Genomic DNA, 20,245 nt, shown 5'->3' with positions numbered 1-20,245 from the left:
CCCGAGGCGAACCCGCCACCCGCCAACAACGCCTCACCTTCAACACACCCGACTGACAGCAAAGTGAAACGCGCTCTTAGGTCGCTCTATACCGGCGTCATCGCCGCCGCTGCGCTGTAGTCACCAGCCAGCGATGCCAACTCACCGAGGGAAGGTTCGCCGTGCCTGTTGCCAAGAGGCTCATGCTCTGCTGATCCCACCGCTGGTGGCGCATTCGGTCATCGCGCCACAATTCCTGGCGTCGACCGGCCGGCAACTCTCCGCCGACGGGCCTGTCCACGAGCAGGTGCATCGATGGCCTGCTTCACTCGGTCGGCGTATTTGGCAGACGCAATATTGCATTCACTGATTATTGAAACCCGCCGGAGGATGTCATGTACGAGCAGGATTTGTCCCGCTATGGATACCGCCAGGAGTTGTCTCGTCAGTTGAGGTTCCGAGATCTGGTCGCGTACGGGTTGGTGTACATGGTGCCGATCGCGCCGATGGCGATCTTCGGCAGCGTGTACGCCGGCTCCGGTGGGATGGTCGCCCTGGCGTACGTGATCGGTGTGGTGGCGTTGGTGTTCACGGCGTTCTCGTACGCGCAGATGGTGAAAGCGTTCCCGATGTCGGGCAGCGTCTACAACTACGCAGGGCGCGGCATCAGCCCGCCGGTCGGGTTCCTCGCCGGCTGGGTGATCCTCCTGGACTATGTCCTCGTACCGGGGCTGTTGTACCTGGTGGCGTCGGTGGCGATACACGCCACCGTCCCGGCGGTGCCGGTGTGGTCGTGGCTCCTCGGCTTCGTCGCGCTCAACACGATCGTCAACTCGGTGGGGATCCGCATGACCGCAGTGGTCACGCGGGTGATGTTGATCGGCGAGCTGATCGTGCTGGGGGTGTTCCTGGCCGTCGCCGGCTGGGCACTCGCCTCGGGTAGGGGCCGGTTCAGTTGGGCGGCGTTCTACAACGCCGACACGTTCACCTGGTCGGTGGTGGCGGGGGCGGTGTCGATCGCGGTGCTGTCCTTCCTCGGCTTCGACGGCATCTCGATGTTGGCGGAGGAGACCAAGGGCGGCTCCCGTCAGATCGGCCGCGCGATGGCTGCGGTCCTCGTACTGGCGGGGGTGCTTTTCGTCGCGCAGACGTGGCTCGCGGCGATGCTCGTCCCCGACCAGGCCGTGCTTCTCGCCGAGGGTGATCCGAACGGGACCGCGTTCTACGACGCCGCCGGCGTGGCTGGTGGGGGTTGGTTGGCGACGCTGTGTGCGGTCGCGACGGCGATCGCGTGGGGGTTGCCGAACTCGATGGTCGCGCAGGTCGCGACGTCTCGGCTGTTGTACGCGATGGCCCGGGACCGGCAGCTGCCGGCGTTGCTGGCGAAGGTGTCGATCCGGCGCAACGTGCCGATCAACGCGACGCTGCTCACCGGTGCGGTGTCGCTGGCGTTGGGCCTGTACATGGCGACCCGTGCGGATGGGATCACCCTGTTGTCTTCGCTGATCAACTTCGGGGCGATGGTCGCGTTCCTGGTCCTGCACGTCTCGGTCGTGGTGCATCACCTCATCCGGGAGCGCAGTGGTAACTGGTGGGCGCACCTGGTCATGCCCGGCATTGGCTTCGCGATCTTGGTATGGGTGGTGGTCAACGCCAACATCGCCGCCCAGCGTCTCGGCCTGGCCTGGCTCGCCCTCGGGATGGTCGTTCTGGCTGGCCTGTACCTGTCTGGCCGCCGGCCTGCCCTCTCGGGGTTGGCGCCGGCGCAGCCGCAGGCGCGTCGCGTGGAGCGGGTGTGACTGGCATGGACAGGTTCACCTACCGGCCCGCCCGAGATGAGCTGGCGTACACCTTCGGCGGTCGGATGCCGGTGGCGCACGTGCGCGGCGGTGACGTGTTCACCGTCGTGACGGAGGACTGCTTCGGTGGTCTCGTTCGGGGTCCGGCGGACCTGCCGTCGCAGGTGTGCCGCATGCCGTACCTCAACCCGGTGTCCGGGCCGTTCTTCGTCGAGGACGCCGAGCCCGGCGACACTCTCGCCGTCCACCTCGCCGCCATCAGCCCGGCCCGGGACTGGGGTGTGTCGTCGACGTTCCCGCACTTCGGGGCCCTGACGTCCACCGCCCATACCGCCACCCTGCAGCCTCCGCTGGAGGAGCGGGTGTGGGTGTACGGCATTGACCGGCAGGCCGGGACCGTACGGTTCGACGCCACCCGCAGCGACCACAGCGTGGACCTGCCGCTGGACCCGATGATCGGCACGATCGGTGTCGCCCCCGGCGGCTTCGAGGCCCGATCCACTCTCGTGCCCGATACGCACGGTGGGAACCTGGACACCCAGCAGCTGCGCGCCGGCACCACCCTCTACCTGGGTGTGAACGTTCATGGGGCGATGCTTGCCCTCGGCGACGGGCACGCCCGCCAGGGTGACGGCGAGGCGTGCGGCGTCGGCGTGGAGATCGCCACGACCACGACCCTCGCCATCGACGTCATCAAAGGGGTGACCACGCGGTGGCCGCGGTTGGAGACCGACCGGGACCTCCTGACGATCGGGTGCGCCCGCCCGTTGGAGGACGCGTACCGCATCGCCCAGCACGACCTCGTCGGCTGGGCCTGCGCCCTGACGGGCCTGGAAACCCTGGACGCCTACCAGCTCGTGTCGCAGGCGGGGCGGGCGCCGATCGGCAACGTGTGCGACCCCAACTACACCGTCCTCGCCGCCATCGACAAAACCCTGCTCCCCGCCCCTGGCCCCGCGCATGGCGGGGCACACGAGCGGCTGCGGCGGCTCACCGCTGGGCTGCGGTAGGAGCCTTCGAATGACTGCGTCGATCCCGCGCCTGCCGTTGCGCGATGAGCTGTTCCTCCTCGGTCACGACGACGACACCGGACACCCCCACGTGCACCGGCAGACCCTCGCACTGGGACTCGCTGGCGCGGTCCTGATCGACCTGTACCTGGCCGGGCGGGTGACCCTCGACCCGAACGACGACACCCGCCCGGCCAGCCAACGGATCCACCCGCACGTCGACCGGTTGGTTGGCGATCTGATCGCTGACGCCGCGACCGCGACCATCCGCCACGCCCACCCACCGCTGCGAGGGTGGCTGCGGGGGTTCTCAGACGACCTGTACGACCGCACCCGCGCCGGACTCGTCGCCGGCGGGATCCTGCGTCACCACACCCGACGGCGCCTCGGCGGCCTCGTGCGCACCGACGCCTACCTCGTCACCGACAGCAAATGGGCGGTCGTGGCCCGTTCCCGCCTGCGCTACCTCGCCGCCGGCCGCGAACAACCCGACAACCACACCGCCGCTCTCGCCGGCCTCGTCGCCGACCTCGGCCTCACCCACCACCTCTACCTCGACGACGACACCCCAGCCCTGACCGCTCGCCTGAAGGCCATCGCCGCGCAGCACTACCAGCCGGTACGCGACATCACCGCCGCCGTAGACGCCGCCGTGGGTGACCTCGCCACGGCCGCCTACCGCTAGCCCAAGTCACCTCACCTCAAGAAAGCTGACCGTGAACAACCTGCCCCACCTGCGACCCCCGACCGACAAGCCCCACCCTGTAGGCCGGCGAGCCGTGAAGGTCACTGCCGCCGCCTGCGCGCTCGGCCTCCTCGCCACCGCCACGGCCATCCCGATCTGGACGGGCACCGCTGGGCCGACCCAATCCGCACCCTCGACTTCCAACGCCACCGCGTCTCTCCCAGCCGTGGCGCCGTGTCCGTCGCCCGCCGCCCTAACTGGGGCCCAGCTCAAGGCACGCGCACAGCAGAAACTTGACCCGTCGCCGACGCGTCTGCCGGCGTCGTCCCCGGCGGGGCAGGCTCTCACAGCAGTCACGGCGGGGCCGTCCGGCTGCGATGCCATCCCGGGCCGGTTCGCCTACGTCCACTTACTCCAGTGGGCCATGGACACCACCATCGCGGGCAACAGCACCACCACACGGATTGTGCTGTTCGAAGAGCAACGCTGGCGCGCCGACGACGCCTCCGGACGCGTCGTTCGCAGCCGCTACCCCGACGGCAACCAGCCGACCGACGACAGCACCTACTACCCCGGCGAGCTGGACGGACCCCTCGGCCCGATCGCTGCCGACCCGACAGCGCTCAATGCGAACATCGACGCCCCCCAGCACCGATTCCTCGGGCCCACCGCCGTCATTCGCGGCCTCGTCAGCCTGCTCGGCTGGCGTACTCCCAACCAAGCCGCCCGCACCGCGGTCCTCACCGTCCTGCGCGACACCCCCGGAATTACCTACCACGCATCGGTGACCGACCGGGCAGGCCGAACCGGCATCGGCGTCAGCGCCACCTCCGATGACATCCGCTTCCTGCTGATCCTCAACCCCACCACCGGCGAACTACTCGCCTACGAAAGAGCCGCACTCACACCACCACCCGGCAGCGACCGCACCGGCCCCCTGGTCGACGACTACCAACTGTTCCTCGTCCACACCCGTGCAAACAGCAGCAGCAACTCCTGACCCCGCAACCGAGAGCCTTCTAAGGAACCCCCATGGACACTGTCCCGCGAATCCGCGCCGCCCGCTGGGCGGACAAAGACCACGTCGCCGCACTCATCGCCGACGCCCTCCATCCCAGCCCGCTCGCAACATGGCTGATCCCCGACCCCGGCCCACGACATCGAATCCTCACCGACGTCCTCGGCATCTGGGTCGAGCGCGCCATGTTCTACGGCGACGTCCACCTCACTGACGACGCCACCGCCGCCACTGTCGGCTTCCACCGATACCGCCCCATTCCGCCACCAGCGAACTACCCCACCCGCCTAGGGGATGCCGCAGGCGCCCACAGCGATCGCTTCGACCTACTCGATCGGCTACTCACCAAACATCGACCCAGTGAGCCCCACTACCACCTCGCGTTCCTCGCCGTGTCGCCCAGCGCCAGACGGTCAGGACACGGCACGTCCCTGCTCAGCCACCATCGCAGCCGACTCGACCATGTGAACCTACTGTCCTGGACGAGCACCACCCCCGATGCGCAGAGCCTGCATGTCGGGCATGGCTACATCCCAGGATCGGCGATTCAATTGCCCGACGGCCCGGTCATCTGTTCCATGCGCCGCAGCCCTCTCCACGGCGACATCCAGCCAACCAGGACGACCGCGACCGAGGGCCAAACCAGTCATCCAAGTGGGCAACCATGACCCATCCGCCACTCGCGAGGACGAGACATGAGACCGGCTACCGGGCCAACCTCAAACTTTGGGGTGGCGGGGCTGCGCCCTGCTGTCCGCCCATCCCGCCTCAGCCGGGCATGAGCAGAGAAGAGAATCGATGCGTTGCGATTGGACCGCTCTGCCGGAGAGTGTCACGGCAGGGATCGCCGAACGGGTCGGCGGAACCTTTGACGTCGCCCAGGCTTCCAATGGCGACCACGCTGAGATCGCCTCGACGGTGACCGGACCGGCCGGACAGGTCTTCGTCAAGGCGGCGTCCGGCGAGTTGAGCGTTCGGTCGCTGCGCTATGAACTGGCGGTGACCCGGGCCATCGACCGGCACCCGCCCGCAGTCCTGTGGCACTTCAAATCCGATGGCTGGCTGGTGGTGGGGACCGAGTATCTTGCCGGTCCCCACCCCGACCTGTCTCCCGGCAGCACGGATCTCAGTCTGCTCCTAGCCGCACTGAAAGCACTTCAGGAGACGCCGGCGCCCGGCGAGACGTGGTTTACCCCGGCAGCCCGGCTCGGGTTCGCGCACCCGGCGATGGACGGCGGGACACTCATCCATTCGGACCTCAATCCGGCGAACCTGATCGTGACACCACTCGGCCTACGCATCGTCGACTGGGCATGGGCAACCAGGGCCGCTGCATGGGTCGAACTCGCGTTGCTCGTCCCATGGCTGATCGGTAGCGGCCACAGCGCCGAGCAGGCAGAAGAGTGGATAGCGCAGCTTCCCGCCTGGACTGCGACTGACCGACAGGTCTTGGACGACTTCGCGTCAAAGAACGCTACGAAGTGGGCGGCCAAGTCCCGACAGAACACCGAACGCTGGGTACACGACCTCGCAATGTGGACCGGCGAGTGGACGGGTCACCGGACCGACGGCCATCAGTCAGCCCGTGAGCCACAGCGCGGGGGCACCCCCTCGTGAGGTGGGCGCCGGTAGCGGTAGGACTCCTCAACCAGCCAGCAGGCCCGCTCGGGACCGCGAACCAGGTCATTCAGCCGGGCAGGTCCACGGCGGCCCGAACCGAGAACCAGCCGCGCTGCTCCCAATCTGCTCCCAATGTAAGCCGCACATACCGCAAAGCCCGTTACCGATGACTCCGGTAACGGGCTTCTGACCTGCACAAACTGAGAGTGGGCGATGCTGGTATCGAACCAGCGACCTCTTCGGTGTGAACGAAGCGCTCTCCCACTGAGCTAATCGCCCTCAGCGCCGCTGACTCTACCCGATCGCGGAACCCGACCGGAAATCCGGGGTCAGTGCGTCGCGAGGTACTGCATCACCTTGGCGACCAGGTCGATGCCGAGGCTGAACTTGAGCGACAGCCAGACCACGGTGGCCACGAAGACCAGGCCGACGGACCCGAGCATGATTCGCACCGCCAGTGACTGCCGGGTCACCCACTGTGTCCAGCCGTAGACGTGGCGGCGGGTGAAGCCGAGTAGCCGGCGAGCCCAGTGGTATTCGACCGCCCAGATGCCCAACCCGGCGATCACCAGCAGCCAGCCGGGACCGGGCAGCGGGATGAGTGCGATGCCGACGGTGACCACTATCGCTCCGGCGATCGCGATGAAGATCTTGAGGGCGATCCGGCCGCTGGGGTTGGCCCGGATGAGATCGAGTGTCAGCGAGATCCGCTCCCGCCAGCGGGGGCGGCGCGGCGGCTCTCCGACGACGAGGACACCACCGGGACGATCGGCGTCGGTCGTTGGCCGATCGGCGCGTTCGGGCTGCTCCATCGGTGTTCCGTACCCCCACTTTTCGGCTGCTCGGACCGCGGCCTTCGGCGGGCGGGGCGCCGCGGGCCGATCCACTGAGGATTTCTTCGCCACCATTTCACCCCCCAGTGTCGCTCAGGCCCGTCACTGCAACGGCCGACTGGACGTTACCGGAGTAAGTCGACGACTGAACCACCCGATGCCGGGCGGAATCACACACTGGGCAGAACCGGAAATCCTACATGAATGCTCACATTCACGAGGCCTTTCCGTCCCCCTTCCCACCACTGGGTGAAGTCAGCGTATGGCGGAGCGTAGCCAGGAGTAGCACCTGAGTATGGGAAAAGCGGGACACGCGCGTTCCGCAGCGGTGCCGGGGGGAGAACGTCCATGAGTGTCATCCGACCGACGACCGTAGAGGTCGAGACGTCGCTAAGGCTCGTCGCACCTGACGCCACCGCCTTGCCGGTGCGTGCCAGTCTGCGTTACGACCCTGCTGACCCGTATGCGGTCCATGTCCTGTTCCATGCCGAATCCGCCGGCGGCGAGGCGGTGAGCTGGTCCTTCGCCCGCGAACTGCTGGTCACCGGCCTGGACGAGCCAGCCGGCATCGGTGATGTGCGGGTCTGGCCCTGGGCCACACCGCGCGGCGACTTCGTCGCGCTGGCCCTCTCGTCACCGGACGGCAACGCCCTCTTCGAGGTGCCGCGCAGCGTTCTGGTGCGTTTCCTTCGACGGACGTACGTCGTCGTCCCGCGCGGCCGCGAAGCCGAGCACCTGGACGTCGACACGGCGGTGAACCGGCTGCTCGCCGGTCGCTGAGCACCGCCCGAACGGGCAACACCGGCCACACCGGGGCCGCGCGGATCTGCCGAGTCCGCGCGGCCCCGGCACACCCGGGAGTACGCGGGCAGCCCGACCGGGTCGCCCGGAGGCGCCGCCCGACCGGGATGGTCGGGGCTCAGCCGTGCGTGGTGATGCCGCCGTCGACGGGGATGACCGCTCCGGTGAGGTAGGCGCCCGCCCGCGAGGAGAGGTAGATGGCCGTTCCGGCCATGTCCTCCGGGCGTCCGATGCGGCCCAGCGGCACCTGCTGCTCGATGGCAGCTCGGCTGGCGGGGTCGTCCAGGGCGAAGGCCATCATCTTGCTCTCGAACGGGCCGGGCGCGATCGCGTTGACGGTGATCTGTTCGGCGGCGAGCTGGTGGGCCAGGCTGCGGGTGAGCATGTGCACGGCAGCCTTGGTGGCCGAGTACGCGTACACCTCCATGAACGGCACCCGGATGCCGTCGATTGACCCGATGTTGATCACGCGGGCCGGGTCGTCGGCGCTGGCGGCGGCGCGCAGCGCCGGCAGCAGCGCGGTGGTGAGCCGGAAGACCGCCTTGACGTTGACGGCCCAGAGCTTGTCGAACGCGGCCTCCGGGTAGCTTTCCAGCGGTGCGCCCCAGGTCGCGCCGGCGTTGTTGACAAGCACGTCGAGCCGGTCGAAGCGCTCGCGTACGGCGGCGGCCAGCGCCTCGGCGCTGGCGTCGTCGCTCAGGTCCGCGGGGATGGCCTCGCACCGGCCCTCGGCGGAGAGTTCCTTGGCGACCGCCTCGCAGACGTCGGCCTTGCGGGACGAGATGATCACGTGTGCGCCGGCCCGCACGAAGCCCTGGGCGATCATCAGACCGATCCCCCGCGACCCGCCGGTGACCAGGACCGTCTTACCTTCGACCGAGAACAGCTGCGTCATGCCCATCCCATCGCGAGTCGGCGGGGCCGACGGGTTGGTCGGCCGGCGAGGCGCCGGGCGGACCGCGGACCGGACGGCGCTACCGCCGGGTAACGTAGCCCGGCCGCCGGGACGGCGACAAGCCCCGCGGGCGGCGCGGATTGCGCGAACGATGTCGATCGGGATGCGGTGACCTGCGGTTCGGGCTACCGTCGCAGGCGATGGTCTCCACCGTTCCCTCCCCCGCGCCACCGATCGGTTCGGCTTCACCCGTACCCGACGAGATCGCCACGTTCGCGCTGGCCGACCTTGCCGGCGACCCGGGCTGGCGTCGTCCGGTGATCGTCGAGCAGGAGCTGCTGATCCTCACCACCCGCGGGCACGGCGACGCGGAACTCGACTTCCACCTGCTGCCGTGCCGGCCCGGCACGCTGCTGCGGGTGCGCGCCGGCCAGGCGCTGCGCTGCGCCGGCCCGCAGTTCGACGCCACGGTGGTTGCCTGGGATCCCGAGGCGCTGCGCGGCTTCGACGTCGACCCGGCCACGCCCGTCACCTGGCGGCAACTGGCCGGCGAGGACGAGGACGCGGTGATCAGCGAGGTGAGCCAGTTGGCGGTGGACTGCCAGCGGCACCCCGACAGCCGCACCGCCCGCGCGCTGCTCCGCCACCAACTTGCCGTGTTGCTGCTGCGGCTCACCCTGGCCGGCCCCGACCGCTCGACCTCGCGACCCGAGGACGAGACGTTCCACCGGTACTGCCAGGAGGTGGAGCGCGGCTACCCGCGCACCCGACGGGTGGAGGACTATGCCGCCGCGCTGCGTTGCTCGGTGCGTACCCTCACCCGGGCGTGCCTGGCCGTCACCGGCCGCAGCGCCAAGCAGGTCATCGACGAGCGGGTCGCGTTGCAGGCCGGGCGGCTGCTCGCCGCGACCGACAAGCCGATCGCCCAGATCGGTCGGCAGCTCGGCTTCTCCGAGCCGACGAACTTCGGCCGGTTCTTCACCCGGGAGGTCGGGGTCAGCCCCGGCGCGTTCCGGGCGGCCCGCGACCAACCGGTGACCGGCCGGGTGGTCCGGCCTCGACCGCCCGTCGAGCCGACGGGCGCCAACGGGGGCAGGTTCCGCCCCGGCGGGCACGGCGAACCGGCCAACAGCGGCCACGCCGGACCGTCCGGGTCGCCCACCGGACCGGCCCGCGGCACCGGCCGGGCATGATGACAGGGTGCAGATCTCCGCGCGCGGCGACTACGCGGTACGGGCGGCACTGAGCCTCGCCACCGCGTACCCTTCGCTGCTGTCCACCCAGGCCATCGCCGGGGAGCAGGACATGCCCCGCAAGTTCCTGGAGGCGGTCCTCGCGGATCTGCGCCGGGCCGGCATCGTCCGCGCCCAACGCGGCGCCGAGGGCGGCTACACACTGGCCCGCCCGCCGCGCGAGGTGACCGTCGGCGCGGTGCTGCGGGCGGTGGACGGCCCGTTGGCCGGGGTACGCGGCCTGCGCCCCGAGGAGACCACGTACGAGGGTGCCGCGGAGAACCTGCCCGGCCTGTGGGTGGCGGTGCGGGCGGCGGTGCGGCGCGTGGTCGACGAGGTGAGCCTCGCCGAGATCGTCAGCGGTCGGCTGCCCGCCCACGTGCGCAAGCTCACCGCGCTGCCCGACGCGTGGGAGCCGCGCTGATCCACCTCGCGCGTCAGAGGGTCCGGACCACGTCCTCGGTGTCCAGCCGGGGCAGCCGCTCCCGCCAGGAGTCCGGGTCGGGTCGACCCACGTTCATGACCAGCAGCGCCTCGTGCCGCCCGTCGGGAAAGAACTCCCGGGTCACGCCCGCCGCGTCGAACCCTGCCATCGGGCCGGCGGCGAGCCCCGCCGCGCGTACGCCCACCAGCAGGTAGCCGATCTGCAGGGTCGCACTGAACCGGGCCTGCTCGACCCGCGTCGCCCGATCGGTGAGCCAGTCGCGGGCCTGCGGGCGGTGCGGGTACAGCTCGGGCAGCCGCTCGTGGAAGTCCACGTCGGCGGCGAGCACCGCCACGAGCGGGGCGCTGGCGGTCTTCGCCCGGTTGTTGGACGAGAGGTACGGCAGTAGGCGTGCCCGGGCGGCCGTGCTGCGCAGCAGCAGCACACGCAGCGGCTGACCGTTGTACGCGGTCGGGCCGTACCGGATCAGGTCGTGGATCGCCGCGACCTCGGCGTCGGTGACCGGCTCGTCGGTGAACGTGTTGGCCGTGCGGGCCGCCCGAAACAGCAGGTCCTGGGCGGCCCGGTCCAACGCGAGCAGGTCCGGTGTGGTCGGTGCGCTCACCGGGGCACCGGCGCGACGGCGGTGGTGTAGCCGCCCCGGTGGTGCACCAGCGGCGCGCCGTCGCCGCCGTCACCGAGCGCCAGGGGCTCGGCGATGACAAGCGTGTGGTCGCCGGCGGGCACCCGGTGCACCACCCGGCAGAACAGTCGGGCCAGCACGCCGGTCAGCAGCGGCACCCCGAACGGTCCGGGTGTCCAGTCCGGGTACGCGGCGAACCTGTCGATGCCGCTGGTGGCGAAGATCGTCGCGGCGTCCCGCTGCCCCGCGGTCAACAGGTGCACCGCGACGTGCTCCGCGCGGGCCAGCACCGGCCAGCTCGACGACGCCACACCGAGGCAGAACGAGACGAGCGGGGGATCCAGCGACACCGACGTGAACGAGGTGGCGGTGAAACCGGCCCGGATCGGCGCGCCGATCCCGCCCAGGCAGGCGGGGTCGGTGGCGTGGGCGACCGCCGTGACCACTGTGACGCTTGTGGCCTGTCGACGCAGCAGAGCACGGAACAGGTCCGCGCTCACCGGGCCCAGCTCGGCGGCGTCCGTCTGTGGACGCTCCACGGTGGTCATGCCGACACCTGGGCCGGCGCCGGGTGCGCGTGGGCCGGTCGGGGCGGGCCGGAGCGGCGGACCACGGCGGTGATCGGGGCGTTTGCGAAACGGGATGGGGACATGCGGGGTCTCCTGATCTGTCCGGGGAGGGAGCACGGACGCTCGGAGGGGGTGGGGAGGCACGCTGCTCCGCGTTGAGCGGACCGGCGGTGTGAGTGCGGGGCTGGAACCGAGCCGGATGGACCGGTCAGCTCAACAGAGCGCGCTCGCGTGCCGGACCAGGTCGACGTGCACACGAGCGGTGAGGTGAAGCTCATCCCGCTGCGACATGACTTCATGTTGCCGGGGCGGGATCGCCCGGTCAACGCTCTTCCAGAAGGTGAGAATTGCACGGCTGCCGATGCGACAAAGCGCCCCTAGCAGCGTCTATCGTGGCGCAACACCTATCTGTTAAGTAGAGATTCGCGACGCGCGGTGCGCACTGTCCAGGACGGACCCTGAGAGGGTTTCAAAAGTTGCCGGTTCGGGCATGTTCGATCTCGACACGGCAGGGAACGGTGACGAGGGGAGTCCTCCGATGGGCCTCATGTTTCGCAAGCGCAAGAAGTACGGTCCGATCATCCTGAACTTCACCGAGAACGGCTTCTCCTCGTGGAGCATCAAGATCGGGCGCTGGTCCTGGAACTCCAAGGCGAAGGCGCACCGGGTCGACCTGCCGGGTCCGCTGTCCTGGAAGCAGGACAAGTCCCGGTCGTAGCCTCCCGGGAGTCGAGCGGGGTGCCGGTGATTCACCGGCACCCCGCTCGGCGTCTACGGGCCTGCGTCAAAGCCCCGGCCCGACCCCCGCGATCTTGCGCTTTCTGTTGCCGTTCTGCGCGGAATACCCCTTACGCGGGGACAGGAAGTGCAAGATCGCGCAGGCCGGCGCGGGACGGGGTTGGTCAGCTCTTCGGGGTGATGATTTCGTCGCCGGCGAGCTTGCCGGCCTCGCGGTCGCGGTGCACCTTGCCTGCGTCGAGCAGGGCGGCTAGCGCTTGGTTGGCGTCGGCGGCACGGTAGACGGTCGCGGTGAGGGTGTGCCGACGCAGCTCGGTGACCGGCCGTGGCCCGCCCCGACGCAGCTCCGCGAGCAGCTCGCGGGCCAGCGGTTCGAGGTCAGGGTCGGCGGCCACGTCGACTGTCGCGCCGGTCGGGTCGCGGTAGCGCACGCCGAGGTCCGCGCCGACCGACCAGAGCGCCTCACGGACCGCCTCCAGACTCCGGTCCGAACGACTGCCGAAGGCGATCACACCGGTGGCCTCGTCGTCCGGCAGCACCGGCGTCAACTCGGCGACCAGGGGAAAGCCGACCGCGACGAGCGCGTCGCGGGCACTGCTGCCCGCGTGCAGCAGCACCTCCCCGGTGCGGCCGTTGGCGGCGGCGCTGAGCAGCTCCCGGCTCACCGCGCCGGGCACGTCCACGAAGGAGAACAGCGGCGACCCGGCCGCGCCGGCCGCCTTCGCGGCGACCGGCAGCCGGTCCGGGGTGCCGGGCAGCAGGTGCACGGTGACCTCGGCGGGCAGCTCCGCCTCGACCGGGCCGAGGCGGGTCGGCAGGTCGGGTGCGCCGTCGGCCAGCACCAGCACCGTCACCTGCCGGCCGCGCAACTGGTCGGCGTGCCCGGCGACAAGTCGCAGCGCGGCCACCGCGCCGTCCGCGTCGACGCCGGCGAGCGCCACGGTGGCCCGTCGGGAGCGGTGCAGGGCGGTGGGCAGCCAGGTGGTCAGCTGGCGGACCAGCAGCGCGCGGAGGAAATCGGTGGTCCGGTCGGTCGGCATCGGTCCGTTCTACCGTATGACCTGCTCAGACCGACACGGAGATCCCCACCCCGCCCCGGGTCTGCCCGCCGTAGCGCTGCCGCTCGGCGTCCAGGTCGAGCCGACCGATCTGCTTGCGGGCGGTCAGCGCGGCGTCGTCGAGCAGGTCGGCGGGGACCAGCCAGACGATCTCGAACTCCAGACCGTCCGGGTCCTGCCCGTAGAGGCTCTTGGTCGTGCCGTGGTCGGAGGTGCCGACCAGAGCCCCGGCGGCGGCGAGCCGCTCGGCGGTGACGGCCAACTCGTCGAGGGTGTCCACCTCCCAGGCGAGGTGGTAGAGGCCGACGGTGGCCCGCCCGGCGGTCGACCGCCCGGCGCCGGCGCCGATCTCGAACAGGCCGAGGTCGTGGTCGTTGGTGGAGTCGGGGGCCTGGAGGAAGGTGGCGCCCCGGAAGCCGTCCGGGGTCATCGCCACCGCACGGAAGCCCAGCACGTCCCGGTAGAACGCGACGCTGCGGGCGAGGTCACTGACGTAGAGGACCGCGTGGTTGAGCCGGTGGATACCCATGCCCCGAGGCTAGCGCATTTTTGTTGAACGTTCAACTAAATGGGTTATGATGGCGGTCATGACCCGCTGGCTGGACTCCGACGAACAACGCACGTGGCGCGCGTACCTCACCGCCTCCCGGGCGTTGATGGACACGCTCGACCGCGAGCTGCAACGCGACGCGGCGATGCCACACGCGTACTACGAGATCCTGGTCCGGCTCTCCGAGTCCCCCGGTCGCCGCCTGCGGATGAGCGACCTGGCCGAGGCCGCCGGGTCGTCCCGCAGCCGGCTCTCGCACGCGGTGGCCCGCCTGGAGGCGGCCGGATGGGTACGTCGCGAGGACTGCCCCACCGACCGGCGCGGGCAGGTCGCGCTGCTCACCGACGAGGGTTTCGCGACCCTCGCGGCCGCCGCACCCGGCCACGTCGAGGGGGTACGCCGGCACCTGTTCGACGCGTTGAGCCCCGCCCAGGTGGACCAGTTGCGCCGCATCAGCGAAACTCTGGCCGACCACCTGAGGAGATCCTGACCAATCAACACCGGCGCGGGTCTTGTACTTACCGTCGTCGGATGAGCACGATGGGGCGTGTCTTCCGGCTTCGGTGAACTGACTGACCAGGCGCACCACCTCGTGTCGGCCGGCGACCTGGCCGGCGCGCAGCAACTGCTCGCCGACGCGCTCACCGACGCCGACCCCCGCCCGGCCAACGCCACCGCAGAGCTGGCCGAGGCGGCGAGCCTCCAGGCGAGGGTGTTGGTCGCCCTCGGTGAGCCGCACTCGGCCCGAGGATGGGCCGCCTTCGCGTACGCGGCCACCACCCGGCTGCACGGCCGTTCCGACCCGCGCACGGTGGCCGCCGCGGCGACCCTGGCCGCGGTGTTGCACCGGGTCGGCAGCCACTCCCGGGCCGCGCGGCTCTACCAGGAAGTCATCATCGAGCTGACCGCGCAGGATGGCCCGGAGTCGCTGCGGGTGCTGGCCGCACACGCCGACCTGGCCACCGTCGAGTACGCCCGCGGCCAGTGCACGGTCGCCCGGGACCGGCTCCAGGACGCCTGGGAGCTGCACCGGGAGATCTACGGCGACGGGCACCCCAGCGGCATCAAGATGCTGGCGCGGCTCGGGGCGATGCAGCGTGACTGCGGGCAGTTCACCGAGGCACACGACAACCTGGCGCTGGCCCGCGAGCTGTGCCGGCAGCATCTGCCCGCCGACGATCCACTGGCCGCGCAGGTGGCGGCCCTGGCCCGGGCGGCGGCCAATCCCGACCACGCCTGCGCCGACGACCCGCCCACCGCCCGGGACACGCCTGCGGTGCCGGCCGCCCGGGTCCCACCGCACGGCGACGACCCGACCGACGCCGGGCACCAGCCACCGACTCCCTACCCCCACCACGGCGGGGCGGCGGCCGGCGGCACGGTTCCGAACCCGCGAACGCCTGCCGACGAGCCGGTCGGGTCGACGGGCACCAGGTGGCCACCCGAGACGGAGCCCTCGTCCCACCACACCGACCCACCGGTGCCCCCGTCGGTGTTCGGGTTGGCCGGCGGCTCCGAGGAGCAGCCCGGCGTCTACCGGCTCCACCGCCCCGCCACGCCGTCCGACCCGTACGCGCCGTCCGACCCGCACCGGCCGCCGGACCCGTACGCGCCGCTTGAGCCCTACACGCCGTCGCGCCTGCTGCCGGTCCCCGTGCACCGGGCGCCGGTGGCGCAGCGCAACCGGCTGGTGCCCGTGCTGGTGGCCGGCGTGGTCGTGGCGCTGCTCGGCGCGGCCGCGGTGATCGCCGGGGTGGCCCGGGTCGACGGCGACGACGAGCCGACCCCTCCCCCGGCCAGCGGCTCCCCCACCGCCACCCCGCCGGCCGCCACCCCGCCCAACTCGGGCAGTGCCGCGCCCACGCCGGCCGCCACCGGGGCGCCGCTGGGCAGTCCGCCGGGCGCGGTAACCCTGCGCGACACCCGGGACAGCATCGCGCTGAACTGGACCTATCCGGCCGGCAGTGAGGGGCCGGTGGTCATCGCGGGTGGTCGTACCGGTCAGGATCGCAACGTCTTCGCGACCCTGCCCGCCGGCACCACCAGTTACGTCATCTACGCGCTCAACCGCACGAACGACTACTGCTTCACAGTTGCCGTGGTCTGGTCCACCGACACCGTCGCCAACTCCGCGCAGGTCTGCACCCGCCGCCGCTGACCCCGCACCATCACGGCGCGTCAACCGTTGGCTCCTCGGCCGGCAGCAGCAGGCACACCCGGAGCCCGTGCCGCTCCGGCGCTTCGGTGAGGGTGATGCCGCCACCGGCGCGTCGTACCAACTCCCGGACGATGGCCAGCCCCAGGCCGGCGCCGCCGTCGTCGCGGGCCCGGCCGTCGTCCAGCCTGGTGAACCGGTCGAACACCCGCTCCCGGTCGGCCGCCGGGATCCCCGGGCCGTCGTCGGTCACCGTCACCAGGTGGTACGCCCCGACGCCAGGCCCGTCCGTCCGTCGCGCCGCAGCCGTCGCCTCGGCGGCGAGCACCACACTGCCGCCGGCGTGCCGTACCGCGTTGTCGACCAGGTTGGCCAGCACGCGGCGCAGCTCGTCGGCGTTGCCTGTCGTCCACAGCGGGCCCGGCGGCAGGACCACCCGCACCGGCGACGCCGGATAGCGGGCGGCGACCTCGGTCAGCAGCGCGCCCAGCTCCACCGGGCCGGTCCCCCGGGCCGGCGCGGCCTCGTCCAGGCGGGCCAGCAGCAGGAGATCGTCGACCAGCCGGCTCAGCCGGTCGGTGTCGGCCAGCAGATTTGTGGTCACCGCCGTCCAGTCCGTCCGGTCCGCGAGGCGCTGCGCCACCTCCAGCTCGGTGCGGATGTTCGTCAACGGGCTACGCAGCTCGTGCGCGGCGTCGGAGACGAACGCCCGTTGACGCACCCGGCCGGACTCCAGCCGATCCAGCATGTCGTTGAGGGTGACCGCCAACCGGTGGATCTCGTCGGCCGAGGCGGGCACCGGCAGCCGGCCGGTGCCGGCCCGCCCGGTGATCTCCTCGGCGCCCCGCCGTAACGCCTCGACCGGCCGCAGAGTCGCGCCCACCACCCGCCACGCCACGCCCGCGAGCACCGCCACCAGCAGCGGGAAGGCCACCAGCAGGATGGTCCGGACCACGTGGGTGCTCTGCCGCACGTCGGCCATCGAGCGGGCGACCAGCACGGTGAGCGGGTCGTTCGCCGTGCCGGCGGGCACGGCGACCACCAGGACCGGGCCGGCGAGCCCGACCCGCTCCGCGGGCACGTCCAGCTGCTGGCGCCGGTCGTGGCGCAGCCGCTCCGGGCGGACCATCGGCACGAGCCGGTCGGCGTCGATCGAGGCCGCCCTGATCCGCCCCTGCCCGTCGACGACCTGGACGCGGACCTGCCCGCCGGCCACCGGCAGCGGATCGGGCAACACGTCCTCGGCGGCGAGCAGGGCGACCGCGTCGGCGGTCCGGAAGGCCTCGGTGTCGACGGTGCGCTGGAGCACGAAGCCGAGCGCGCCGAACAGCACCACCCCACCCAGGGCCAGCCCGATGGTGAGGCCGAACACTCCGATCGCCAGGAGCCGTCCCCGCAGCCCCAGCACCGGCAGCCAGCCGTTTCGCGCGGGACCGGCCGGAACCGGGCCGCCGGTGGTCACGTCGCCAGCCGGTAACCGGCGCCCCGGACCGTCTCCAGTCGGTCCCGGCCGAGCTTGCGGCGCAGGTAGCCGACGTACACCTCGACGATGTTCGGCGCGGTCTCCAGGCTCGCGTTCCAGACGTGGTCAAGTAACTCGATCTTGGAGATCACCTGGCCGGGCCGGCGCATCAGATAGTTCAGCAACGCGAACTCCCGTGCGGTGAGCGTCACCTCGGCGTCGGCCCGGGTCACCCGTCGGCGGGCCGGGTCCAGTCGCAGGTCTCCGACCGCCAGCACCGTCGGGCGTTCCGGCGTGCCCCGGCGCAGCAGCGCCCGCAGCCGGGCCAGCAACACCACGTACGAGAAGGGTTTGGTCAGGTAGTCGTCCGCACCGCAGTCGAGGCCGTCGGCCTGGTCGTACTCGCCGTCCTTGGCGGAGAGCATCAGCACCGGCAACCAGTGCTGCTCCGCTCGCAGTTTCCGGACCACCTCGTAGCCGGAGAGGCCGGGCAGCATCACGTCGAGGATCATCGCGTCGTACCCGCCGTGCCGGGCCGCGTCCAGGCCGGCCGGGCCGGTCGGCGCCACGTCCACCGCGAACCCCTCGGCGCGCAGGCCGCGTTGTAGGGCAGCCGCCAACCGGGCCTCGTCCTCCACCACAAGCAACCGCACACGTCAAGGGTGCCACCCGGGTCAACCGGCGGCGGCTCGGCGTCCTCAGCACGTTCTCAGGGCCGAGGGGGCAGGATGGGAGCAGGAGGTGCCACCATGTCCGTCCTGAGAAGCCGTCCCGTCCTTCGTTGGCTGGTCCCGGCCACCGCAGCCGTCGCCGTCATCGGCGGTGGAGCGGCGATCGGCACGTTCGCCGCCGAGGCCGAGCCGAGCCTGCCGCCGCGTACCGCCGCCCAGCTCCTGGTCGACCTGCAGACGTCCCGACTGGAGGGGGTCTCCGGGACCGTCGTGCAGCGTGCCGACCTCGGCCTGCCACCACTCGCCGGGCTGCTCCCCGGCAACGACCTGACCACCATGTTGACCGGCACGCACACCCTGCGGGTCTGGTATTCCGGCCCGGAGCGGCAGCGGGTCGCGCTGCTGGACACCCTCGGCGAGCAGGACGTGATCCGCAACGGCCGGGACGTGTGGACCTGGGAGAGTCGGACCAACACCGCACAGCACCGCACACTCGGCGACACCGGGACCGGAACGGCGGCGCCCGAGGCGCGGCCGAGCCTGCCGGCCACGCCGCAGCAGGCCGCCGACCTGGCGTTGGCCGCGATCGACCCGAGCACCCAGGTGAGCGTCGGCCGCTCGGCGACAGTCGCCGGTCAGGACGCGTACGAGCTGGTGCTCCAGCCGCGCGACCAGGGCTCCCTGGTGCACCAGCTGCGGATCGCCATCGACGCCAAGCAGCACGTGCCGCTGCGCTTCGAGGTGCTCGCGAAGGGCAGCGACCAACCGGCGTTCGAGATGGCCTTCACCCAGATCGACTACCGCCGGCCCGATGCGGACCAGTTCACCTTCAACCCGCCGCCCGGTGTGACCGTCACCGAGGAGAAGGCTGAGCGGCCGGCCGCGGGCAAGCCCGGCCACGTCGAGCCGGCCGCCGATCCGCAGGTACGCGCGGTGGGCACCGGCTGGACGACCGTGCTCGTCGCCCGCCTCGACGGGGCCCTCGGCGGCAAACCGGCCGACGCGAAGCCGGCCGTGCCACCGGCCGGCGCCGCAGCCGACCTGGACCTGTCGAAGCTGCTCGGCGGGCTCGCGGCGGTCAAGGGCGACTGGGGTAGCGGTCGTCTGCTCACCGGCAAGCTGTTCAGTGTGCTGCTGACTGACGACGGACGGGTTCTCGCCGGCGCGGTCACTCCCGAGCGGCTCTACCAGGCCGCTCGCGGCTGATCCTCAGGTGTGCGCGCCGGGTCGACCCTCGCGGTTGGCCCGGCGCGTCATCGTGTTCGACCCTGTCGCCCGTGGGCGGCAGCCACAGGTGCCGACGGGTGCTGGGTCAGCGGCCGGTCGCGCCGGGGGTGCCGAGTCAGCGGGCGCCGAGGGCGCTGAGGTACGCGTCGGCGAGAACCGCGTGACCGGGCAGGTGGGGGTGCACGCGGTCGTCGGCCCAGTGCGCCGACGGGCTGATCGCGAGGACCCGGTCGAACGCCGCCTGGTTGGGCACGTGCACGGCGTCGAACTCGCCGGCCAGCCCCGCCACCACCGCCGCGTACCTGTCGGTGTCGGCGCGTTGTGGAACGCCGCGGTCCGCCTCGATGAGGAACGGGTCGCCGAGGATCAGCCGGCAGCCGGTGGCGGTGACCGCCCGACGCAGCAGGTCGCGCAGGGTGCGCTCGTACTCCTCGATGCCGACGGCCTCGTGCGGGCGGTCGCCGTAGTGCCGCCAGATGTCGTTGATGCCGATCAGCACCGCGAGCCAGTCGGGGCGCTCGGCGATGGCGTCGTCGTCCCAGCGGGCGGCCAGGTCTCGTACCGTGTCGCCGCCCACACCCCGGTTGACCCAGGTCAGCTCCAGCTCCGGGTGCCGGGCGTCGACGAACGCGCGGACGAGGCTGACGTAACCGGAGCCGTAGGGCGCGGCGACGTCGCGCCGACCACAATCGGTGATGCTGTCGCCGATGAAGACCACGCGTTGCCCGGCCCGCAGGATCATCCGACGCCACCTCGCGATCACCGGCGCCGACCCGCCGGGCTTGGTGCGAACCGGCGGAACGCGCTATCTTCAACAGTTCGAGGACACAAAAAAGAACGGCTAATAGCCGTTCCTGCAAAGGATTCTACTCTTTA

At 71.2% G+C, this 20,245-nt stretch carries 23 protein-coding genes and 1 tRNA gene; 13 read left to right on the top strand and 11 right to left on the bottom strand.

Annotated features, from left to right (window positions below):
• Positions 1–374 precede the first annotated feature (374 nt).
• The 6 genes from ACLQ29_RS19180 to ACLQ29_RS19155 all read left to right on the top strand — a co-directional run bounded on the left by ACLQ29_RS19180 (position 375) and on the right by ACLQ29_RS19155 (position 6,108).
• Positions 375–1,778 (top strand): APC family permease, encoded by a 1,404-nt coding sequence (locus tag ACLQ29_RS19180; protein ID WP_425772856.1) that lies wholly within the window; start codon positions 375–377, stop codon positions 1,776–1,778.
• Positions 1,779–1,783: 5 nt separating this feature from the next.
• Positions 1,784–2,788, top strand: coding sequence for an acetamidase/formamidase family protein (locus ACLQ29_RS19175; protein WP_425772855.1), 1,005 nt, complete (start codon positions 1,784–1,786; stop codon positions 2,786–2,788).
• Between the two features lie 10 nt (positions 2,789–2,798).
• The gene (locus ACLQ29_RS19170; RefSeq protein ID WP_425772854.1) at positions 2,799–3,473 is read left to right on the top strand and encodes a GOLPH3/VPS74 family protein; all 675 of its coding nucleotides are present in this window, start codon (positions 2,799–2,801) and stop codon (positions 3,471–3,473) included.
• A gap of 31 nt (positions 3,474–3,504) precedes the next feature.
• A complete protein-coding gene (locus ACLQ29_RS19165) occupies positions 3,505–4,473 on the top strand; it encodes a hypothetical protein (RefSeq protein WP_425772853.1) in 969 nt (322 codons plus the stop codon).
• 32 nt (positions 4,474–4,505) lie between these two features.
• Complete coding sequence (locus ACLQ29_RS19160; RefSeq protein ID WP_425772852.1) at positions 4,506–5,159, top strand: GNAT family N-acetyltransferase; 654 nt, start codon at positions 4,506–4,508, stop codon at positions 5,157–5,159.
• Positions 5,160–5,289: 130 nt separating this feature from the next.
• Positions 5,290–6,108: an aminoglycoside phosphotransferase gene (locus ACLQ29_RS19155; protein WP_425772851.1), complete on the top strand. Its 819-nt coding sequence runs from the start codon at positions 5,290–5,292 to the stop codon at positions 6,106–6,108.
• Positions 6,109–6,318: 210 nt separating this feature from the next.
• On the opposite strand, the gene ACLQ29_RS19150 is transcribed toward ACLQ29_RS19155, so the two are convergent.
• Both ACLQ29_RS19150 and ACLQ29_RS19145 read right to left on the bottom strand, forming a co-directional pair.
• Positions 6,319–6,390, bottom strand: a tRNA-Val gene (locus tag ACLQ29_RS19150).
• 50 nt (positions 6,391–6,440) lie between these two features.
• Positions 6,441–6,923, bottom strand: a complete 483-nt coding sequence (locus ACLQ29_RS19145; protein ID WP_425772850.1) for a TIGR02611 family protein — start codon at positions 6,921–6,923, stop codon at positions 6,441–6,443.
• Positions 6,924–7,292: 369 nt separating this feature from the next.
• Here ACLQ29_RS19145 and ACLQ29_RS19140 point away from each other — a divergent pair, with 369 nt between their 5' ends.
• Complete coding sequence (locus ACLQ29_RS19140) at positions 7,293–7,724, top strand: SsgA family sporulation/cell division regulator (RefSeq protein ID WP_007457244.1); 432 nt, start codon at positions 7,293–7,295, stop codon at positions 7,722–7,724.
• Between the two features lie 139 nt (positions 7,725–7,863).
• On the opposite strand, the gene ACLQ29_RS19135 is transcribed toward ACLQ29_RS19140, so the two are convergent.
• Positions 7,864–8,640: a glucose 1-dehydrogenase gene (locus tag ACLQ29_RS19135; protein ID WP_425772849.1), complete on the bottom strand. Its 777-nt coding sequence runs from the start codon at positions 8,638–8,640 to the stop codon at positions 7,864–7,866.
• Positions 8,641–8,840: 200 nt separating this feature from the next.
• Between ACLQ29_RS19135 and ACLQ29_RS19130 the strand changes: the two genes are divergently transcribed.
• Together ACLQ29_RS19130 and ACLQ29_RS19125 are read left to right on the top strand one after the other, a co-directional pair.
• Complete coding sequence (locus ACLQ29_RS19130) at positions 8,841–9,833, top strand: helix-turn-helix transcriptional regulator (protein ID WP_425772848.1); 993 nt, start codon at positions 8,841–8,843, stop codon at positions 9,831–9,833.
• Between the two features lie 7 nt (positions 9,834–9,840).
• On the top strand, positions 9,841–10,296 hold the full coding sequence (locus tag ACLQ29_RS19125) for an RrF2 family transcriptional regulator (protein WP_393374357.1): 456 nt from the start codon (positions 9,841–9,843) through the stop codon (positions 10,294–10,296).
• 13 nt (positions 10,297–10,309) lie between these two features.
• On the opposite strand, the gene ACLQ29_RS19120 is transcribed toward ACLQ29_RS19125, so the two are convergent.
• The 3 genes from ACLQ29_RS19120 to ACLQ29_RS19110 form a co-directional block, all read right to left on the bottom strand.
• Positions 10,310–10,921 carry a malonic semialdehyde reductase gene (locus ACLQ29_RS19120; protein ID WP_425772847.1) on the bottom strand — a complete coding sequence of 204 codons (612 nt, stop codon included), beginning with the start codon at positions 10,919–10,921 and terminating at the stop codon, positions 10,310–10,312.
• Positions 10,918–11,487, bottom strand: a complete 570-nt coding sequence (locus ACLQ29_RS19115; RefSeq protein ID WP_425772846.1) for a flavin reductase family protein — start codon at positions 11,485–11,487, stop codon at positions 10,918–10,920. Before ACLQ29_RS19115 ends, ACLQ29_RS19120 begins: the two co-directional genes overlap by 4 nt.
• A 234-nt stretch (positions 11,488–11,721) precedes the next feature.
• Positions 11,722–11,799, bottom strand: a complete 78-nt coding sequence (locus ACLQ29_RS19110; RefSeq protein ID WP_350938629.1) for a putative leader peptide — start codon at positions 11,797–11,799, stop codon at positions 11,722–11,724.
• Positions 11,800–12,046: 247 nt separating this feature from the next.
• On the opposite strand from ACLQ29_RS19110, the gene ACLQ29_RS19105 reads away from it, so the two are divergent.
• Positions 12,047–12,226 carry a DUF4236 domain-containing protein gene (locus ACLQ29_RS19105; RefSeq protein ID WP_053653605.1) on the top strand — a complete coding sequence of 60 codons (180 nt, stop codon included), beginning with the start codon at positions 12,047–12,049 and terminating at the stop codon, positions 12,224–12,226.
• 184 nt (positions 12,227–12,410) lie between these two features.
• Here ACLQ29_RS19105 and ACLQ29_RS19100 read toward each other — a convergent pair whose 3' ends face one another.
• Together ACLQ29_RS19100 and ACLQ29_RS19095 are read right to left on the bottom strand one after the other, a co-directional pair.
• Positions 12,411–13,286 (bottom strand): hypothetical protein, encoded by an 876-nt coding sequence (locus ACLQ29_RS19100; RefSeq protein WP_425772845.1) that lies wholly within the window; start codon positions 13,284–13,286, stop codon positions 12,411–12,413.
• A gap of 25 nt (positions 13,287–13,311) precedes the next feature.
• A complete protein-coding gene (locus ACLQ29_RS19095) occupies positions 13,312–13,833 on the bottom strand; it encodes a VOC family protein (protein ID WP_425772844.1) in 522 nt (173 codons plus the stop codon).
• Positions 13,834–13,882: 49 nt separating this feature from the next.
• On the opposite strand from ACLQ29_RS19095, the gene ACLQ29_RS19090 reads away from it, so the two are divergent.
• Together ACLQ29_RS19090 and ACLQ29_RS19085 are read left to right on the top strand one after the other, a co-directional pair.
• Positions 13,883–14,344, top strand: a complete 462-nt coding sequence (locus ACLQ29_RS19090) for a MarR family winged helix-turn-helix transcriptional regulator (protein ID WP_393374371.1) — start codon at positions 13,883–13,885, stop codon at positions 14,342–14,344.
• A 57-nt stretch (positions 14,345–14,401) separates the two neighbouring features.
• Entirely contained in the window at positions 14,402–16,012 is a 1,611-nt protein-coding gene (locus tag ACLQ29_RS19085; protein WP_425772843.1) for a tetratricopeptide repeat protein, read from the top strand.
• Between the two features lie 10 nt (positions 16,013–16,022).
• Here the strand turns inward: ACLQ29_RS19085 and ACLQ29_RS19080 are convergent, their stop codons facing one another.
• Positions 16,023–17,393, bottom strand: a complete 1,371-nt coding sequence (locus ACLQ29_RS19080; RefSeq protein WP_425772871.1) for a sensor histidine kinase — start codon at positions 17,391–17,393, stop codon at positions 16,023–16,025.
• Between the two features lie 74 nt (positions 17,394–17,467).
• Positions 17,468–18,124 (bottom strand): response regulator transcription factor, encoded by a 657-nt coding sequence (locus ACLQ29_RS19075; protein ID WP_393374376.1) that lies wholly within the window; start codon positions 18,122–18,124, stop codon positions 17,468–17,470.
• A gap of 96 nt (positions 18,125–18,220) precedes the next feature.
• On the opposite strand from ACLQ29_RS19075, the gene ACLQ29_RS19070 reads away from it, so the two are divergent.
• The gene (locus tag ACLQ29_RS19070) at positions 18,221–19,348 is read left to right on the top strand and encodes a LolA family protein (RefSeq protein WP_425772842.1); all 1,128 of its coding nucleotides are present in this window, start codon (positions 18,221–18,223) and stop codon (positions 19,346–19,348) included.
• Between the two features lie 136 nt (positions 19,349–19,484).
• On the opposite strand, the gene ACLQ29_RS19065 is transcribed toward ACLQ29_RS19070, so the two are convergent.
• Positions 19,485–20,111, bottom strand: coding sequence for an SGNH/GDSL hydrolase family protein (locus ACLQ29_RS19065; protein ID WP_425772841.1), 627 nt, complete (start codon positions 20,109–20,111; stop codon positions 19,485–19,487).
• Positions 20,112–20,245 lie beyond the last annotated feature (134 nt).

The organism is Micromonospora sp. DT228 (assembly GCF_049841595.1).
In the GTDB taxonomy this organism is placed as follows: domain Bacteria; phylum Actinomycetota; class Actinomycetes; order Mycobacteriales; family Micromonosporaceae; genus Micromonospora.
Note: the sequence above shows the minus strand (reverse complement) of the source record. Positions and strands in the feature narration are given on the sequence as shown.

Excerpts from the sequence above, each read along its gene's own strand:
- ACLQ29_RS19155 (WP_425772851.1), top strand. The coding sequence starts at position 5,290 with ATGCGTTGCGATTGGACCGCTCTGCCGGAGAGTGTCACGGCAGGGATC.
- ACLQ29_RS19065 (WP_425772841.1), bottom strand. The coding sequence starts at position 20,111 with ATGATCCTGCGGGCCGGGCAACGCGTGGTCTTCATCGGCGACAGCATC.
- ACLQ29_RS19130 (WP_425772848.1), top strand. The coding sequence starts at position 8,841 with ATGGTCTCCACCGTTCCCTCCCCCGCGCCACCGATCGGTTCGGCTTCA.
- ACLQ29_RS19140 (WP_007457244.1), top strand. The coding sequence starts at position 7,293 with ATGAGTGTCATCCGACCGACGACCGTAGAGGTCGAGACGTCGCTAAGG.
- ACLQ29_RS19175 (WP_425772855.1), top strand. The coding sequence starts at position 1,784 with ATGGACAGGTTCACCTACCGGCCCGCCCGAGATGAGCTGGCGTACACC.
- ACLQ29_RS19110 (WP_350938629.1), bottom strand. The coding sequence starts at position 11,799 with ATGTCGCAGCGGGATGAGCTTCACCTCACCGCTCGTGTGCACGTCGAC.
- ACLQ29_RS19160 (WP_425772852.1), top strand. The coding sequence starts at position 4,506 with ATGGACACTGTCCCGCGAATCCGCGCCGCCCGCTGGGCGGACAAAGAC.
- ACLQ29_RS19090 (WP_393374371.1), top strand. The coding sequence starts at position 13,883 with ATGGCGGTCATGACCCGCTGGCTGGACTCCGACGAACAACGCACGTGG.
- ACLQ29_RS19135 (WP_425772849.1), bottom strand. The coding sequence starts at position 8,640 with ATGACGCAGCTGTTCTCGGTCGAAGGTAAGACGGTCCTGGTCACCGGC.
- ACLQ29_RS19115 (WP_425772846.1), bottom strand. The coding sequence starts at position 11,487 with ATGACCACCGTGGAGCGTCCACAGACGGACGCCGCCGAGCTGGGCCCG.
- ACLQ29_RS19100 (WP_425772845.1), bottom strand. The coding sequence starts at position 13,286 with ATGCCGACCGACCGGACCACCGATTTCCTCCGCGCGCTGCTGGTCCGC.
- ACLQ29_RS19095 (WP_425772844.1), bottom strand. The coding sequence starts at position 13,833 with ATGGGTATCCACCGGCTCAACCACGCGGTCCTCTACGTCAGTGACCTC.
- ACLQ29_RS19170 (WP_425772854.1), top strand. The coding sequence starts at position 2,799 with ATGACTGCGTCGATCCCGCGCCTGCCGTTGCGCGATGAGCTGTTCCTC.
- ACLQ29_RS19145 (WP_425772850.1), bottom strand. The coding sequence starts at position 6,923 with ATGGAGCAGCCCGAACGCGCCGATCGGCCAACGACCGACGCCGATCGT.
- ACLQ29_RS19180 (WP_425772856.1), top strand. The coding sequence starts at position 375 with ATGTACGAGCAGGATTTGTCCCGCTATGGATACCGCCAGGAGTTGTCT.
- ACLQ29_RS19070 (WP_425772842.1), top strand. The coding sequence starts at position 18,221 with ATGTCCGTCCTGAGAAGCCGTCCCGTCCTTCGTTGGCTGGTCCCGGCC.
- ACLQ29_RS19105 (WP_053653605.1), top strand. The coding sequence starts at position 12,047 with ATGGGCCTCATGTTTCGCAAGCGCAAGAAGTACGGTCCGATCATCCTG.